Source organism: Vibrio sp. FE10, assembly GCF_030297155.1.
Classification (GTDB): domain Bacteria; phylum Pseudomonadota; class Gammaproteobacteria; order Enterobacterales; family Vibrionaceae; genus Vibrio; species Vibrio apostichopi.
Genome location: NZ_AP028067.1, coordinates 3,000,677 through 3,017,586 on the forward strand (window position 1 = coordinate 3,000,677; position 16,910 = coordinate 3,017,586).

The 16,910-nt window shown below is 45.1% G+C and carries 14 protein-coding genes; 6 read left to right on the plus strand and 8 right to left on the minus strand.

Annotated elements, in window-relative coordinates; translation table 11 throughout:
• Window positions 1-45: 45 nt before the first annotated feature.
• The 3 genes from ppnN (at window position 46) to QUF19_RS13345 (ending at window position 3,824) form a co-directional block, all read left to right on the plus strand.
• Window positions 46-1,410, plus strand: coding sequence for a nucleotide 5'-monophosphate nucleosidase PpnN (ppnN, locus tag QUF19_RS13335; protein WP_102435103.1), 1,365 nt, complete (start codon window positions 46-48; stop codon window positions 1,408-1,410).
• 219 nt (window positions 1,411-1,629) lie between these two features.
• Window positions 1,630-2,403, plus strand: coding sequence for a flap endonuclease Xni (xni, locus tag QUF19_RS13340; RefSeq protein ID WP_281053421.1), 774 nt, complete (start codon window positions 1,630-1,632; stop codon window positions 2,401-2,403).
• A gap of 180 nt (window positions 2,404-2,583) precedes the next feature.
• A protein-coding gene (locus QUF19_RS13345) for an IS3 family transposase (protein WP_434784918.1) occupies window positions 2,584-3,824 on the plus strand; the annotation gives its coding sequence in 2 pieces (ribosomal slippage) (window positions 2,584-2,956 and window positions 2,956-3,824; 1,242 coding nt in all).
• A gap of 96 nt (window positions 3,825-3,920) precedes the next feature.
• On the opposite strand, the gene QUF19_RS13350 is transcribed toward QUF19_RS13345, so the two are convergent.
• The 8 genes from QUF19_RS13350 to pomA all read right to left on the minus strand — a co-directional run bounded on the left by QUF19_RS13350 (window position 3,921) and on the right by pomA (window position 13,548).
• Window positions 3,921-5,951: a TonB-dependent receptor plug domain-containing protein gene (locus tag QUF19_RS13350; RefSeq protein WP_286294589.1), complete on the minus strand. Its 2,031-nt coding sequence runs from the start codon at window positions 5,949-5,951 to the stop codon at window positions 3,921-3,923.
• 420 nt (window positions 5,952-6,371) lie between these two features.
• The gene (gene rlmM / locus QUF19_RS13355) at window positions 6,372-7,463 is read right to left on the minus strand and encodes a 23S rRNA (cytidine(2498)-2'-O)-methyltransferase RlmM (RefSeq protein WP_029223477.1); all 1,092 of its coding nucleotides are present in this window, start codon (window positions 7,461-7,463) and stop codon (window positions 6,372-6,374) included.
• The gene (locus QUF19_RS13360; protein ID WP_004734382.1) at window positions 7,460-7,858 is read right to left on the minus strand and encodes a DUF423 domain-containing protein; all 399 of its coding nucleotides are present in this window, start codon (window positions 7,856-7,858) and stop codon (window positions 7,460-7,462) included. Before QUF19_RS13360 ends, rlmM begins: the two co-directional genes overlap by 4 nt.
• Window positions 7,848-8,471 carry an alpha/beta fold hydrolase gene (locus tag QUF19_RS13365; protein WP_286294591.1) on the minus strand — a complete coding sequence of 208 codons (624 nt, stop codon included), beginning with the start codon at window positions 8,469-8,471 and terminating at the stop codon, window positions 7,848-7,850. The genes QUF19_RS13360 and QUF19_RS13365 overlap by 11 nt, the downstream gene beginning before the upstream one ends.
• On the minus strand, window positions 8,464-9,372 hold the full coding sequence (locus QUF19_RS13370) for a transcriptional regulator GcvA (RefSeq protein WP_017106275.1): 909 nt from the start codon (window positions 9,370-9,372) through the stop codon (window positions 8,464-8,466). The genes QUF19_RS13365 and QUF19_RS13370 overlap by 8 nt, the downstream gene beginning before the upstream one ends.
• A gap of 673 nt (window positions 9,373-10,045) precedes the next feature.
• The gene (gene thiI, locus QUF19_RS13375) at window positions 10,046-11,494 is read right to left on the minus strand and encodes a tRNA uracil 4-sulfurtransferase ThiI (RefSeq protein ID WP_065110890.1); all 1,449 of its coding nucleotides are present in this window, start codon (window positions 11,492-11,494) and stop codon (window positions 10,046-10,048) included.
• 326 nt (window positions 11,495-11,820) lie between these two features.
• Window positions 11,821-12,768 carry a flagellar motor protein MotB gene (locus QUF19_RS13380; RefSeq protein ID WP_029223478.1) on the minus strand — a complete coding sequence of 316 codons (948 nt, stop codon included), beginning with the start codon at window positions 12,766-12,768 and terminating at the stop codon, window positions 11,821-11,823.
• A gap of 15 nt (window positions 12,769-12,783) precedes the next feature.
• Window positions 12,784-13,548: a flagellar motor protein PomA gene (gene pomA, locus QUF19_RS13385; RefSeq protein WP_017106271.1), complete on the minus strand. Its 765-nt coding sequence runs from the start codon at window positions 13,546-13,548 to the stop codon at window positions 12,784-12,786.
• Between the two features lie 297 nt (window positions 13,549-13,845).
• On the opposite strand from pomA, the gene xseB reads away from it, so the two are divergent.
• From xseB to dxs, 3 genes are read left to right on the plus strand one after another with little or no spacing between them, the layout of a single operon-like run.
• On the plus strand, window positions 13,846-14,088 hold the full coding sequence (gene xseB, locus QUF19_RS13390) for an exodeoxyribonuclease VII small subunit (RefSeq protein ID WP_004734405.1): 243 nt from the start codon (window positions 13,846-13,848) through the stop codon (window positions 14,086-14,088).
• Between the two features lie 20 nt (window positions 14,089-14,108).
• On the plus strand, window positions 14,109-14,993 hold the full coding sequence (gene ispA, locus QUF19_RS13395) for a (2E,6E)-farnesyl diphosphate synthase (RefSeq protein ID WP_286294606.1): 885 nt from the start codon (window positions 14,109-14,111) through the stop codon (window positions 14,991-14,993).
• A gap of 21 nt (window positions 14,994-15,014) precedes the next feature.
• Complete coding sequence (dxs, locus tag QUF19_RS13400; RefSeq protein ID WP_286294607.1) at window positions 15,015-16,898, plus strand: 1-deoxy-D-xylulose-5-phosphate synthase; 1,884 nt, start codon at window positions 15,015-15,017, stop codon at window positions 16,896-16,898.
• Window positions 16,899-16,910 lie beyond the last annotated feature (12 nt).

Here is a 16,910-nt window from a genome sequence, read left to right on the forward strand (position 1 = left end):
AGGGTCACTTCAACGTCCCCCTGCTCTTTTCAACAAGGAGGCACTATGATCACTCATATCAGCCCTGCCGGTAGCATGGATTTACTCTCTCAACTTGAAGTTGAGCGTCTTAAGAAAACCGCGTCTAGTGATCTGTACCAACTGTATCGTAACTGTACGTTAGCGGTACTCAACTCGGGTAGCCACACCGACAATTCCAAAGAGTTGCTCGACAAGTATCAATCGTTTGATGTTGAGGTCGTGCGCCGTGAGCGTGGTATCAAGCTCGAACTGAGCAACCCGCCAGAGCACGCCTTTGTCGACGGTGAAATCATCAAGGGTATCCAAGAGCACCTATTCTCCGTGCTGCGTGACATTGTTTACGTCAACATGCATTTAGCCGATAACCAAAGGCTGAACCTAACCAATGCGACTCACATTACCAACCTCGTGTTTGGTATATTGAGAAACGCTGGAGCACTCACACCCGGCATTGAGCCGAACCTGATTGTGTGTTGGGGTGGTCACTCAATTAATGCCAGTGAATACCAATATACTCGCGAAGTGGGTAATGAATTAGGCCTACGTGAACTGAACATCTGTACCGGTTGTGGACCGGGTGCAATGGAAGGTCCGATGAAAGGCGCGGCGATTGGTCACGCTAAACAGCGTTATACAGACCATCGTTACTTGGGGCTTACCGAGCCCTCAATCATTGCTGCTGAGCCACCAAACCCAATCGTCAACGAACTGGTGATCATGCCAGATATCGAGAAGCGTCTTGAAGCATTCGTTCGTATGGCGCATGGCATCATTATTTTCCCGGGTGGTCCCGGCACTGCCGAAGAGCTGCTGTATATCTTAGGGATCATGATGCACCCAAATAACGTCGACCAACCTATGCCGATTGTATTAACGGGTTCAAAAGAGAGTGAAGCTTACTTCCGTTCGATTGATAAATTTATCGGCGAAACCTTGGGTGAAGAAGCACAAAAACACTATGAGATCGTGATTGATGACCCAGCACGCGCTGCGAAAATAATGAAGCAAGCAATGCCAGATGTGCGCTCTCACCGTAAAGAGACCGGCGATGCTTATAGCTACAACTGGTCGCTGCATATTGAGCCTGAGTTCCAATTGCCATTCGACCCTACCCATGAGTCTATGGCGGCACTCGACCTGCATATGGATCAGAAAACAGAGAGTCTTGCAGCGAATTTACGTAAAGCGTTCTCTGGGATCGTGGCAGGTAACGTCAAAGCCGAAGGCATTCTTGAAATCGAGAAACATGGTCCATTCTTGATTGATGGCGACAAAGAACTGATGACCAAGATGGATCGACTGCTGAATGACTTTGTTGAACAGCATCGAATGAAACTGCCAGGCGGTACGGATTACGTTCCTTGCTATAAGATCGCACCGAGTAACTGATCGACCAAGTAACGGTTATATCTAACGACTGACGTACCAAGTGACTGATAGCAAAGCACTCATTGATCTTAAGGCCTTCATCAGCCCGCGGTCAGAGCTAGTAAGGGATAAAGCTAATCAAGTTATGGCGTTTACGTCGCTAACGTTTCAACTCACCAAGTGATACGTTACTATAAGGGGCTAGCAGCCCCTTTTTTATTGCCTATTTAGTGGAAACTTATGTCTATCCATCTTGTTATTATCGATGCCTTAAACCTCATCCGACGCGTGCACTCTGTTCAGCCGGATCCCACCGATATTACAAGAACCATCACCACAACGGCTCGCACACTAAACCGAATCCTAAACGAATCACAACCCACGCACATCATCGCGGTATTTGATCATCATCTACAAGATCGAGGCTGGCGCGCTGAGGTACTGCCTGCCTATAAGCAAAACCGCAAGCCGATGCCAGAGCCTTTAATGAAAGGGCTCGATGCGATTCAGCAAGCATGGTGGGAACTCGGTATTGATTCATTGCTTTCAGACGGCGATGAGGCAGACGATCTAGTAGCAACACTCGCGAAGAAAGTGGCTGACCACGGTGAAAAGGTCACGATCATTTCTACTGATAAAGGCTATTGCCAACTACTATCACCAACGCTACAGATCCGTGATTACTTCCAACATCGTTGGTTAGATAAGCCCTTCATTGAAGCTGAGTTTGGAGTTAAACCTGAACAACTGGCAGATTACTGGGGATTAACGGGCGTTAGTTCAAGCCAAGTTCCGGGGATCCCAGGAGTTGGCCCAAAAGCTGCCAAAGAGATCCTAACCACGTATCCAGATATTGAAGCGGCATTCTTAGCTGAAGATTTACCGAAAAAGTATCGTAAGAAGTTCGATGAGCATATCGAGTCAGCTCGCGTATGTAAGCTCGTTTCAGCACTCAAAACAGACATCGATTTGGGCTTTAATCTGCAAGATATTCGCTACGAAGCGGTGTCTTAATTCGACGTTACAAGCTCAATCGCTAAAAAGCTCACCGTTAGAGATAGATCAACTATAAATCAATACAATAGCTTAAAAAACCAGTCATTAGAAAGTAGAAAAGCCTTAGTCTGAACTAAGGCTTTTTTTGGTTTCAACTATGTCCCGTCCTGAAATGTGTTTACACATTGAGGACTAATGATGACCATTCCAAATAAACACCACGTTAAGCGCACTCAGCGTGATTACACACTAGGCTTTAAATTACAGGTTGTAGACGCCATCGAAAAGGGCGACATGACCTATAAACAAGCCCAATCAATTTACGGCATACAAGGTCGTTCGACTGTTCTTACTTGGTTAAGAAAGCATGGCAAAATGGATTGGACTACCAACCCAAGGAAGAACACGATGCCTAAATCACCGAGAGCGAATGAAACGCCTGCCCAAAAAATAAAACGACTTGAACAAGAACTCGAAGATGAACGTCTCAGATGCCTTCTTCTCAATAGGGTTGTTGATATTCTTGATGCTGAGCACGGGATGTCGCTAAGAAAAAAGTATATAGCGAAGGAGCAAGAAGCCTTCAAAAAGAGAAGAAAGTAAGCTTAAGTAAAGCTTGTTCATTGCTCAATATATCTCGTCAGTGTGTCTATCAGAGAGAAAAGCGTGAGACCACTCGTCAGGCTGTGCTTGCTCCTGTGAAAGGGATGGTGCTTGAGATAAGACGATTCATGCCTCGGCTGGGAGCTCGTAAGCTCTATTTCTTACTGAAGCCGAAGTTGATAGCTAAGGGAATAAAACTTGGCCGTGATGCTTTGTTTAATTACCTCAGAGAAGAGCGCTTACTCGTTAAGCCGAAACGAAGTTACACCAAAACAACGAACAGCAGACACTGGATGAAAAAACATCCGAACTTGCTAAAAGAAGTCGTTCCGTCAAAACCAGAAGAAGTTCTGGTGAGCGACATCACTTATGTTCAGTCAAACGAGGGCGTTCACTACTTGTCATTGGTTACCGATGCCTTCAGCCGTAAAATCATGGGGTATGAAGTTAGCAATGAAATGAAAGCGAGCGATGTTGTGAAGGCTTTAGATATGACGGTAAAAACTCGATGTTATTGTCATGCGACAATCCATCACTCAGATAGAGGGCTTCAGTATTGCTCAAACCTCTATCAAGAGAAACTTAAAAAGCATGGTATAACTCCATCAATGACTGATGGTTATGACTGCTACCAAAACGCGTTAGCTGAGCGGGTCAATGGTATCCTCAAGCAAGAGTTCTTGCTTACTCAGTGCAAAGATCTTCGCGAGTTGAAAACACTTGTTGAAGAGTCAATATATACGTACAACGAAATGAGGCCACATCTCAGCCTAGGTATGAATACGCCAAATAAGATGCATGAAAAAAGCCAGCAACTTGCGTTACTGGCTTACTAAAATCGTCAACGTATTTTAGGACGAGACACTAAGACGAAACATGTCGCTTATATTGACTAACTTCTATTTCTAGAATGACTTGCAGTAAAGAGTGGATTAGAAGCTATAAGCGATTGAGGCTTTGAAGTTACGACCTGCTTCGTAGCTGGTGTACTTATCTGAACCCCAAGAGATACCAAAGCCAGTATGCTCTGCGTATTTCTTATCGAATAAGTTATCAACACCAAGGTTCATCTCTAGATCCTTAGCAAATGTTGGCGTGTAAGCCGCCCAAATATTGTGTGTGCCGAAGCCTGCACGTTTGATCTGTTCACCATCTTCATCCGTGTAATCATTACCAGGAACAAAGCGAGAGTCCCAACCAAACACAAACTCACTGTTCAGGCTGTAGTTGAAACCCGCCTTGAAATTGTGAATGCCTGTTTTACTCATATGGCTAGTTTTACCATTTTCTAGATCTTTCTGGTCACCATCGGAGTACGAGTGGTTAGCATAAACACTTAGCGCATCTAGCTGATAGCTTAATACCGTTTCAACACCCCACACTTCAACATCATACTGGTTAGCTAATGTTGAGTTGTTCTTGGTTGGGTGCATTTGATTATCAAGGTTGTAGGTGTAAGCTGTGAAACCTAGAATGGCGTAATCCGCCGCAAGTAAGCTTGTCAGTTCGTAATCAAAACCCGCTTCGTAGTTATTACCTGTCATCGCCTTAGTATCAGACTGGTCAACGTCGGATGCCGCTTTCATCGTTAGCGTTTCTGGCAGTGATGCACCTTTAAACAAACGACCGTAACCAAGACGAAGTTTTAGGTTGTCCGTGGTTTGGTATTCCCCCTTGAACTTTGGAGACAGCTGGTCGAAATCACCCGTGTATACACCACCCAGCTTATGAACGTCGTAACGCAGACCTGTGGTTAAACGGAAATCGCTGAATTCATACATATCTTGCACGTAAAGGCCGTACGCTGTAACCGTGCCGCCATCCATACCGTACTTCTTGGTTTCACCTTGCTTTGAACCGCTTTGATAAACGCCATCGCCGGCATCAATCCATTGTTCAGCTTTGTAACCATCAAGGCCGTAAGTAAGCTCATGCTCACCAACCCAAGAGCTATTACGAATGTCACCACCAATGGTCGTCACGTTGTATTCACGATCAGGAATAGCAATTGTGCCGTCTTTAATCCAATCGCCGTTCGCGTCTTTGTCCCAAGCAGTGTCAATAAGCGCGTCACGATCCATGTACTGACGGTTGTAGTAGACGTTAGTTTTCAGATGAACCAAATCACTGCCTGCATCGTATTCGTGCTGCAGTGTCACAGTATCGCGGTTTAGAGAGTGGTAGTTGTGCTCGTCGTCAGCATACAGTGCACCGGCCTTCTCACCAGAAAGCTGACGCTTACCGCCATCACTGTATCGGTTGAACGTTAATTTGAATTCGTTCGCATCATTTGGGATGAAAACAACCTTAGCCAATCCAGACTTCAGCTCACCCTGCTTTGAGGTTACCGCTTTCTGATCGGGAATATGCAGGTCACCATCTTCTGAGTAGTTAGCAATACCCATGAACTGTAGTTTGTCGTTCACTTTTGCGTACACAGCCACGTTAGTTGCAAAGCGCTCGTAAGCCGTTTGGTAGCTTGTTTTTACTCGAGCGCCAATACTTTCACCTGGCTTAAGAAGGTCGCTCGGGTCTTTCGTCTCGTAGCTAAACGAACCGTTGATCGCACCTGAGCCAGATAGCGCAGAGTTACCACCGAGTTCAATTTCGGCGCGTTTAAGCATCGCAGGATCAATCGCTTGGTCGCCTGAGTGGTGGAATAGCTGACCTTCTTGACGAGCACCATCAATGGTCACTACGGAAAATTTATCTTCCATACCACGTACAAACACTTTTCGAGAGTAACGTGCGTTTCCGTCTACCGTTACGCTAGGCATGGTGTTCAGAACATCTTTGATGTCCGATGCTTGTTTCTTTTCAAGGATATCTGAATTGATTTCTGTCTGAACAAGTTGATCAAGAGCGGAACCGATAACGACAACGGTTTCTGTTTCGTCTGCAGCAAGGGCAGTAAATGAAGTCAAGGCAACCGTAACGGCCACTGATAATGCTTTAAGTTTCATATTGTGTTTTTATAATTTATAGAATCAAGTGAGGAAGCGTGAATATTACACACTTTGAATGATAATTCTTATCATTTACATTCTTTACTTACATTCACTTACTTATAATAAAATCACTTTTGGCTAGAATGTTCTTGTCGTAAAACTTACTTAGTTTTGCCGCTGAATTATTAATTAAATCCTGCTTCGTATCACCCCTGAATTAGGTAGCCGTAAGTCTCGATCTCTTACGGCTTTTTTAACTGATGATCGCAGAGGTTAAAGCATAAATCGGCGACGATGACCAAGCGACCAACCAAAAACGTCACCATCTATACCACCAAATTGCAGATACAAAAAATGCCCCATAAAGGAGCATTTTATTGGCCACTGATAGACCGATTAATGACTGATATTAGTCACTCTTCACTGCACTAACAATTAGTACGGTGAGATATTCGAAAGTGACTGAATATGAACCGTGATCTCTTCGCGATCATGATAAAGGTGCTTTGCCTGCATCTTGAATTTAACTTTGTTATCGATAAGGAACTGTTTTAGGTTCTCGATATCTTGCAGTACTTCATCGTAGCGACCTTTCATTGGCAGCTTAAGGTTGAACAGTGCTTCTTTCGCCCAGCCTTTGATGATCCACTCACCCATTAAGTGAGCAACACGTGCAGGTTTCTCAACCATGTCACAAATAATCCAAGTTACGTTCTTACGATCAGGTTCGAACTTAAAGCCATCCACCATGTGGTGCTTAATTTGACCCGTTTCCATTAGGCTATCTGCCATCATGCCGTTATCGACACAGTGAACAAACATAGAGCGCTTAACCAATTGGTAAGTCCAACCACCTGGACACGCACCTAAATCTACGCCCCACATACCCGGAGCCAGACGCTCGTCCCACTCATCACGAGGGATGAATACGTGGAATGCTTCTTCTAGCTTCAATGTAGAGCGGCTTGGCGCATCTGATGGGAATTTCAAACGAGGAATGCCCATGAAGAACTGTGAGTTGTTGGTTGGGTAAGAGTAACCAACAAAGCAGTGACCCGGCGCAATAAAGCATAAATGAAGCACTGGCTTCTTAGCGTTATCTTTCGCAGTCATCAGGCCTTTACCACGCATTGCTTGACGCATCGGCACGGTAAACTTACGGCAGAACTTCAAAAGCTCTTTCGCTTCATTGGTATCTGGCGTTTCAATACGGATATCACCACAACGTGGGAAACCTTCTTTCTCAGAAAGCGCCTCAAGAATTGGAGAGATACGATCGTCTGTTGGGAGATCTTTGATCTCAACAGCAACCGCTAACATTTGACGAGCAAAGATCAGTGATTGGAAATCAACTTCTTTGATCAGCTTATCGGCTTCGCCAGCTTGATAACATTCAAACAATACAAAGCCTGTATTGCTCTTTAAGCGAGGAAAACCAAACACTTCCAGTTGTGTTGCCTTGTCTTGAATTTCGCCAGCACATTCTTTTTCAAAACCAGAGCGACAATAAAGTAGTACGTGTTTCACTGAGTTACCTCTTTTATATTCAAAGCAGCGAAGGAGAAGACTCCCCAACCAATGATAAATAGTAGACCACCAAACGGTGTTATAGGGCCAAACCATTTTATTCCTGTCAGTGCTAGCCCATAAAGGCTGCCACTAAAACAAAGGATGCCGATGATAAAGCAAATTGCCGCAATGAAAAAATATTTTTGTGATTTAGCGCCAAGTTTCATCTGTAGCAGAGCGCCACACGCCAATATCGCGAGCGTATGGATAAACTGGTACTGAACACCGGTCTCAAACACACCTAACAGATACTCAGGTAAAATCGCTTTCAACCCGTGAGCCGCGAAGGCGCCAAGCATCACAGCAATCGCGCCAGAGATGCCAGCAAACGTTAGTAAATACTTACTTCTCATTGAGCACCTCTTTGATAAACGCTGATAACTTCTCAACGGTTAACGCAATATTCTGCTGTTCGGTGTAACCAGAGCTCTTGCGTGGCTTAAAGCTGTGGTCGCCATCGGGAATAAACTCAACACGAATTGAATCCGACAAATCGAAATCAGCGAACTCATCACGCTTACCAAAGGTATCGCGCTCGCCCTGTAGAATAAGGCACGGCTTTGTTAACTCAGCCAAGTGCTCACCTTTGTATTTCTCTGGTTTGCCTGGAGGATGAAAGGGAAAACCCAAACATGCCATTGCTGCCACCTTATCAACTTCAGACAAATGGCTCGCCATACGTCCTCCCATCGACTTGCCGCCAATGACAAGCTTGTCGGCATCAACCTGTTCGATAACCTCTTGGTAAGCTTCAAGCAGCCTAGGCGCTCTGTCAGGTGGACGACGCTTGCCATCTTCAGCTCTCTTAATCATGTAAGGGAAATTGAAGCGAATCACTCGTATTCCTTTAAATGCCAACCCTTTGGCTACCGACTGCATGAACTCATGATCCATACCTGCACCGGCGCCGTGCGCGAAGACAAAGGTTACTGGGTTGTCTTCACCATCAATAATTAGGTTACTCATCGAGTAAGTCCTCTTGTTCGCTTTGTGCTTTCGCTAACATCCAATCTCGGAAGGTCGCAATACGTCCCATGTCGGCCTGTTTCTCATGACACACCACATAGAAGGCATTCTTACTCACCAACACTTCATCAAATGGAGCCAACAAGCGACCGGCCTCGATTTCAGGCTGAGCTAAAACGTTGTTCCCCAGAGCGATACCTTGCCCATGGGCAGCAGCTTGCAACACCATGGTCGAGTGGCTAAAGATAGGGCCGTGATTCACGTTAACGCCATCAATGCCATTTTGTTTCGCGAACTGTTTCCAATCTTTTCGAGAGGTATCGTGCAGTAGCGTATGGCATGCCAAATCGCTTAACGATTCTAGAGGTTTCGTTCCGAGCAATACCGACGGTGAGCAAAGAGGAATTAAGTATTCTTGGTAAAGCTTATCAGCTCTAAGCCCCGACCAATTGCCTCGCCCGTAGTAAATAGCCACGTCTACGTCATCCGTTAGCGAGCCTTCATCCATATCTACGGCTTTGATTCGCACATCGATATCCGGTTCTTGCTGATTAAAGTCAGCCAACCTTGGTACTAACCATTGAATCGCAAAACTTGGCGGTAAGCTGATGGTCAATGCGCCCTTCTCGCTTCGCTCAAGCACCTTGTCTGTCGCCTCAGCCAAAGAAGTGAAGATATCTTTAATATCTAAGAAGTAGCTTTGACCCTCTTCAGTCAGCAACAAAGAGCGGTTTCTTCGGCGAAAGAGCTTTAATGACAAGAATTCTTCAAGCGCCTTAATTTGATGACTTACTGCAGCTTGAGTAACAAATAACTCTTCTGCGGCACGCGTAAAACTCAAGTGTCGAGCCGCGGCTTCAAACACTCTCAAGGAGTTTAATGGGGGTAATCGACGAGACATAGTTACTCTCTAAATTGGCATTAGTTTTTTTTATCTGAAACATTATAATTTGTCCATTGCCTAGCGGCCAGAGAAATTCTATATTTCATCCCGCAGCAGCTAGCCTGAACGGCTTGATTCTCTCCAGAATCAATTGGTTTAGCTCCTGCGATGTTGTGTTTGCAAACTCGTACTTTTCGAGTTGGGTAGAGTTCTACCAAATGTTTTGTTGCAGTTCCATACTGAAACGAGGCATATACTTCCTGTATTTATTTTGACCTGTCTGTCAAATTGGTTTGCACCGCCTTTAAGGCGGTGTTTTTTTATGCCCAAAGCAAAATAACAACAAGTTTATCAATAGCTGTGCTAATTAATCTTTATTATTTTTCATCGCTAATCACAGAATCAGACACCCACTCAAATAATCAACTGAACACATACAAATAGAACCACTGAGTTGCACTAAAAAGTAACAGAATACTTCAAGATACTCACACTTCTTCAGTTACATATAAATCCGTTTAGAGCTCACCATTTCTATCAATCAAAAATTTTAAAGCTGAGCATGACGATAGCACGCCCAAACTCACGCCTCTGTCTGACTACTGTAAATCATTCATAATAGAAAATAAAAAAGCCGCTTACTTTTCAGTAAGCGGCTTTGCAAAATGATTAACGGTTGGTCAACACACCACTATGGGCGGTAAACCTTAACGTTGTGGAAGCCTTGCTCTTGCAAGTAAAGCGCTTGCAGACGGCTCATGACACCACGATCACAGTACAACAAGTACTCTTTCGATTGGTCTAGGTCACCAAACTGAGTTGAAAGCTTGAAGAACGGGATGTGTTTGATTTCAACACCATCGATTTCTAGTGGGCTTTCGTCTTCTTCGTCTGGGCTACGGATATCTAGAACGACAGCGTGCTCAGCAACGGCTTGAACTTGCTCCACTTCTGGTGCCTGTTCTTGGCTCTCTTTCTCGATATCACGAATATCCATAATACGAGCGTTCTCGATCACTTGATCCAGCACTTCGAAGTTAAACTTAGCTTCTTCCGCTTCTAGTTTGCCTTTCTTCGCTTTCACTGTTGGCTTCTTAGAGATAACACCACAGTACTCAGGCATTACTTTAGCGAAGTCTTCAGTACCAATCTTACGAGACAGGTCGATGATGTCTTCTTTGTCCCAGTTGATCAGCGGACGAAGGATCAAAGTATCCGTCACGTTATCGATATGACGTAGGTTAGTTAGCGTTTGGCTAGAAACCTGACCCAATGCTTCACCCGTTACTAGAGCTTCGATACCGAAGCGCTCTGCAACCATACCACCAGCACGCATGAACATACGCTTAAGAACAACGCCCATTTGGCCGTCTTCAACGTTCTCAAGGATCTCTGCAACTACAGGTTCAAAATCGATAGAGATGAACTTCACCTTTGCAGATGAGCCGTATTTATTCCATAGGTAGTGAGAAACTTGCTTAACGCCAATCTCGTGAGCAGGGCCACCAAGATTGAAGAAACAGTAATGCACCTTAGAACCACGTTTGATGTGTAGGTAGCTCGAAACGCCAGAGTCAAAACCACCAGAGATCAAGCTCAGTAGATCTTCTTGAGTACCTAGAGGGAAACCGCCTAGGCCTTTATGACGTTCAATTACTTGGTTTAGCTTGTCGTTCTCGACTTCAACTTTAACGGTAATATCTGGGTTTTTCAGTTTTACTTTTGCTGAGTCAACCGCTTGGTTTAAACCACCACCTACGTAGCGTTCTAGCTCGATAGAGGTAAAGTCATGTTTACCACGACGCTTAGCTCGCACAGAGAAAGTCTTACCTTCAATAAGACTGCGGCTGCGCTCAAGAACTTGCTCGTAAATATCGTGCAGGTCTTTAAATTCTGATTGCTGAACCTCAAGGGAGTGATGAATACCCGGAGTTTGCGTCAATACTTCGAGTGTTTCTTTGAAGTATTTATCGCTCTCAGACGTCACTTCGATGTGGTCGCGACGGTTGAAGACAGCCACAGACTCAGTACGACGCTGAAGAATAGTACGAATATTACGTTCTAGAATCTTTGTGAAGCGCTTACGCACCGATTCACTTTTTACAAAAATTTCCGGGTGGGGCTTAACAATAAATTTCATAGTACTTTCACGCCAATAAGGTTCACAATTTTAATAGGTTCATCACCACGTAAAAGGTCATTTCACATAGTTATTGAAGCAATAATAGATCAATATTAAATCTAAGGGCGCGAATTATACATGAGAAAGTCAAACAAGGAAAAGAGTGCGTGCTTTGGTGCCATTAATAAACTCACCTTGGCGACAAACTACCGTCTCGATTTCATCCAAGCTCATTTCTCGATATCTTCTCTTGTCTGCTTGTTACAAACACTTTTGTGTATCACACAAAGAAAAAGCCCAATCTACGACAGATTGGGCTTTGGAATGCATATTCTTGATAAAGACTATTCAGCGATTGCTGGGACTTCTTCGCTATAGAGCGGCTCACCCTGCATGATACTGATCTCTACGCGGCGATTAAGGCTACGTTGCCATTCTGTATCGTTGGACTCGACAGGCTCTGTATCGGCCATACCACGCACTCTCAAACGTTGATGAGAGAAACCACGGACCTTTTCCATTTCTTGAGCAACAGACACCGCACGTTGCGATGATAAGTCCCAATTAGAACGGTAAAGCTCAGAATCAAGTCGCTGGTTATCGGTGTGTCCTGAGATTCGAACAATACCTGGCACATCTTTAACAAGCTCAGCAACCTGTCGAACTAGTGGTCGGAACTTAGGCTGTAGGAAAGCAGAACCCGATGGGAATGCACCCTTCTCGCGAATTCGAATCACAATCTGCTGGCCAAGATTTTCAACTTCAATCGCACCTTGGTCGATCTCTCGCTCAAGTGCTTTCTTGATGCTTTCCATCAAGGTTTCCATCTCTTGCGATTGAGCCTCAGCTTGCTGCTGTTGCTGGTCTGACTCAGAGTTTTGATTGTCGTGAGTCGACACCTCTGGAGACTTACCTCCGGTCATCTTGCCTTGGTCACGCATCGTACCACCAGCACGCTCAGATTCACCTTCATGAAATTCTAGCGTTTGCTGAGTAATATCAATGGTTTGCTGCATGATCACGTCAATCGGTGTCGGCTCTGGGCGACCAGGGCGGAACTCTTGTGCAATGATGCTAGTGCCTTTAGGAATGTCTTTCACTTCCAAGCGGTTTTGAACACCGAATGCAAACTTCATCGAGCCGGCAATCTGCTTGAACTTCAATACGTCCATCTCAGAAAACGAGAGCAGCAGTACGAAGAAACACATCAGCAGTGACATTAAGTCAGCAAATGTTCCCATCCATTGAGGTAAACCGGGAGGGGGACATTTACATGGATTGTCTTCATCCATCTTCATTCTTCCCCCTTAATCAGTTTCACCATCAAGACTACGCTTACCTTCGTTCAGGTAACTCTTCAGGTAACCGTCAATCACTCGCGGGTTTTGACCATCTTGAATGGCTAATACACCGTCCATTACCAAGCGGCGGTTTAGCGTCTCCTGATCTCGGCGCAATGCAAGCTTGTCTGCGATTGGGAAGAACACCATGTTCGAAAGAATCGCACCATAAAGAGTCGTTAAAAGTGCAACTGCCATCGCAGGGCCGATCGCTTTAGGATCATCCATGTTCGAAAGCATCGCAACCAGACCAACCAAGGTACCGATCATACCCATCGCAGGGGCAACATCACCGAATGCAGAGAACACTTTCGCGCCCTGTTCGTGACGCTCTGTGGTTAACGCAATGTCTTTTTGCAGTGCCGCACGCACCACATCACCATCATGGCCATCGACCAATAGATCGATGCCCTTTTGCATGAAGCTGTTGCTGATTTCCATCTCTTCAAGTGCTAAGAAACCACCTTTACGTGCTGCGTCAGCCATCTCTACAACTTTAGCGATAAGATCTTCAGGCTCGTCAGCTTTAAACATAAATGCTTTGCCAGCGATTTTGGTCGCACCAAAGAATTGTCCCATGGTGAACTTCATCAGAACAACAAACGTTGAACCACCAACCACGATCAAAATGGATGTCGTGTCATAGAACATCCCGAGGCTTCCACCTAGGATCATTGCCATGATTACAAAGGCAAATCCACCAATCAAACCTATTAGGGTTGCTAAATCCACTGAGCACTCCTCATGCTTTTTTGTAGCTCTATGTCGACGATAATCTTCTTATCGGCCAGACTATAAGATCTTTTAGTAAATTCTTGGCCTAAGTATCACACTTTTAGTTTTTTGATCACAACTATTACCCGCTTTGCTCTTATCAACCAGTCATAAACTCGATAAAGGTAGGGTTATTAGATGAAAGTGGCTTGAAGCCTCTTAAAAACGAACTTTCTAGCAAAATTTATTGGTTACATTTGACCATATCAACGGCCTAGGGTAACGTTCGTTCATCTTTCCAAACGCAGATTTATTATGGCTACTAAGAAACCTGAAAATATGAGCTTTGAAGCGGCTATCGAAGAGCTTGATGGCTTGGTTGATCAACTAGAAAATGGTGATCTAGCTTTAGATGATGCGCTGAAAAAATTCGAACGAGGCATCTCCCTCGCTCGTGCTGGTCAAAGTAAACTAAACGACGCTGAACAGCGTGTTAGCATCCTACTGCAAAATGATGAAAATGCAGAACTGAGTGACTTTAACCCACAACCTGAATAACGAATTGTATGAGACCCCCTATGATCGAGACGTTATTGTCTTATCAAGCACGTAATAACGAGCAACTGAACCTTTGGCTTGATCGCCTGCCACACCAAAATCAGAACCTAATCAACGCGATGCGTTATGGGTTACTTTTAGGCGGCAAACGCGCACGTCCATTTCTTGTCTACATTACTGGGGACATGCTCGGTTGCACCGCTGAAGAACTCGACACTCCAGCTTCAGCAATCGAATGTATTCATGCCTATTCTCTGATTCACGACGACCTTCCAGCAATGGACGACGACGAACTGCGTCGTGGCCACCAGACTTGTCACATCAAATACGATGAAGCAACGGCAATTTTAACGGGCGATGCACTACAAACTCTCGCGTTTACTATACTTGCGGAAGGCACATTAAGTGCTGACGGGGAAAGCAATCGCGTTCGAATGATTCAACGCCTAGCAGAAGCCTCTGGTGCACAAGGTATGTGTATTGGACAAGCGCTTGATATTGAAGCTGAAAATCGCTCTGTCACGCTAGAAGAGTTAGAAGAAGTTCACCGTAATAAGACTGGCGCTCTAATGAAGAGTGCGATTCGTTTAGGTGCTCTGGCTGCTGGCGAAAAAGCGTTTGAAGTGATGCCTCAATTAGACAAGTACGCCGATGCAATCGGGTTAGCCTTCCAAGTTCAAGATGATATTTTAGATATCACTAGCGATACCGAAACTTTGGGCAAACCACAGGGCTCTGACCAAGATTTGAACAAAAGCACCTACCCTTCTTTGTTAGGTTTAGAGGGCGCTCAAGAAAAAGCGCAAACTCTGCTACAGGAAGCGCTTCAAGCTTTGGCTGCAATCCCATACAATACCCAGTTACTCGAAGAGTTCGCCCGATACGTCATCGAGCGCAAGAACTAAGACAATAAGCGCGTATTACCTATGACTCTTGATATATCAAAGTACCCAACTCTTGCTTTGGCTGATAAGCCAGAGGATTTGCGTCTACTTCCAAAAGAGACGCTTACACAGCTTTGTGATGAATTACGCACCTATCTTCTTAACTCAGTGAGCCAGTCAAGTGGTCACTTAGCGTCAGGCTTAGGTACGGTAGAGCTAACAGTGGCTCTACACTATGTGTACAACACACCTTTTGACCAGTTGGTTTGGGATGTTGGCCACCAAGCATACCCGCACAAAATTCTAACGGGTCGTCGCGACCGCTTGTCGACTATCCGTCAAAAAGATGGACTGCATCCATTCCCATGGCGTAAAGAGAGTGAGTACGACACGCTTTCTGTTGGTCACTCTTCAACATCGATCAGTGCCGGACTCGGTATGGCGATCAGTGCGAAGAAAGAAGGCAAGAATCGTAAAGTCGTCAGTGTGATTGGTGATGGCGCAATTACTGCTGGTATGGCATTTGAAGCCATGAACCACGCGGGCGATATTCACAATGACATGCTGGTTATCCTTAACGATAACGAGATGTCGATTTCTGAAAACGTAGGTGCTCTGAACAACCATCTAGCTCAAGTTCTTTCTGGCAGTCTTTACACGTCAATTCGTGAGGGTGGCAAGAAAGTGCTATCGGGCGTTCCGCCGATTAAAGAGCTCGTTCGTCGTACAGAAGAACATCTAAAAGGCATGGTTGTCCCTGGCACCATGTTTGAAGAGTTAGGCTTTAACTACATTGGTCCAGTTGACGGTCACGATGTAAATGAGCTGATTAAAACGCTGAAGAACATGAGGGACCTAAAAGGCCCTCAGTTCCTGCATATCATGACTAAGAAAGGCAAAGGCTACGAGCCAGCTGAAAAAGATCCTATTGGCTACCACGGTGTACCTAAATTCGATCCTGCGCATTCAAGTCTGCCTAAGAGCACTAGCTCTAAACCAACTTTCTCTAAGATTTTTGGCGACTTCCTGTGTGATATGGCCGCGCAAGATCCTAAGCTGATGGCAATCACGCCTGCAATGCGTGAAGGTTCTGGCATGGTACGTTTCTCTAAAGAATACCCAGAACAGTACTTCGATGTAGCAATTGCTGAGCAACACGCTGTGACGCTAGCAACTGGCATGGCGATTGCGGGTGATAAGCCGATTGTGGCTATCTACTCGACTTTCCTACAACGTGGCTACGATCAACTGATCCACGATGTTGCCATCATGGATCTACCGGTTATGTTCGCGATTGACCGTGCGGGTCTTGTCGGTGCAGATGGCCAAACACACCAAGGTGCGTTTGACTTAAGCTTTATGCGCTGCATTCCAAACATGGTGATCATGGCACCAAGCGACGAAAACGAATGTCGTCAAATGCTATACACTGGCCACCAGCACACAGGTCCAAGTGCCGTTCGTTACCCTCGCGGTAATGGCATGGGTACAGAGATTCAAAGTGAATTTACTGCGATTGAGATTGGTAAAGGTCGTATCGTTCGCGAAAGCGAAAAAGCAAAAGATGGCTCGAAAGTCGCTATTCTGAGCTTTGGTACTTTCCTTGAAAGTGCACTTCAAACGGCTGACGCTATCGATGCGACGGTTGCTGACATGCGTTTTGTGAAACCGTTAGACGAAGCTTTGATCAAACAAATTGCTGCTGACCACGATGTACTTGTGACAATCGAAGAGAACGCGATTGCAGGTGGTGCCGGCGCGGGTGTGATTGAATTCTTGATGCAAGAAAAGCTACTGATGCCAGTATTGAACCTTGGTCTACCAGACAAGTTTATTGCTCAAGGTACTCAAGGCGAACTGCATGAAGAGCTTGGCTTAGATGCGAAAGGTATTGATAAGTCTATCTCTGACTACCTTGCTAAATAGCTTTCACCAGCA

What these genes read in the sequence shown, in the direction of transcription:
- dxs (WP_286294607.1), top strand. Translation starts at nt 15,015, where the DNA reads ATGACTCTTGATATATCAAAGTACCCAACTCTTGCTTTGGCTGATAAG.
- xni (WP_281053421.1), top strand. Translation starts at nt 1,630, where the DNA reads ATGTCTATCCATCTTGTTATTATCGATGCCTTAAACCTCATCCGACGC.
- xseB (WP_004734405.1), top strand. Translation starts at nt 13,846, where the DNA reads ATGGCTACTAAGAAACCTGAAAATATGAGCTTTGAAGCGGCTATCGAA.
- QUF19_RS13360 (WP_004734382.1), bottom strand. Translation starts at nt 7,858, where the DNA reads ATGAGAAGTAAGTATTTACTAACGTTTGCTGGCATCTCTGGCGCGATT.
- QUF19_RS13365 (WP_286294591.1), bottom strand. Translation starts at nt 8,471, where the DNA reads ATGAGTAACCTAATTATTGATGGTGAAGACAACCCAGTAACCTTTGTC.
- thiI (WP_065110890.1), bottom strand. Translation starts at nt 11,494, where the DNA reads ATGAAATTTATTGTTAAGCCCCACCCGGAAATTTTTGTAAAAAGTGAA.
- QUF19_RS13370 (WP_017106275.1), bottom strand. Translation starts at nt 9,372, where the DNA reads ATGTCTCGTCGATTACCCCCATTAAACTCCTTGAGAGTGTTTGAAGCC.
- QUF19_RS13380 (WP_029223478.1), bottom strand. Translation starts at nt 12,768, where the DNA reads ATGGATGAAGACAATCCATGTAAATGTCCCCCTCCCGGTTTACCTCAA.
- QUF19_RS13350 (WP_286294589.1), bottom strand. Translation starts at nt 5,951, where the DNA reads ATGAAACTTAAAGCATTATCAGTGGCCGTTACGGTTGCCTTGACTTCA.
- ppnN (WP_102435103.1), top strand. Translation starts at nt 46, where the DNA reads ATGATCACTCATATCAGCCCTGCCGGTAGCATGGATTTACTCTCTCAA.
- ispA (WP_286294606.1), top strand. Translation starts at nt 14,109, where the DNA reads ATGATCGAGACGTTATTGTCTTATCAAGCACGTAATAACGAGCAACTG.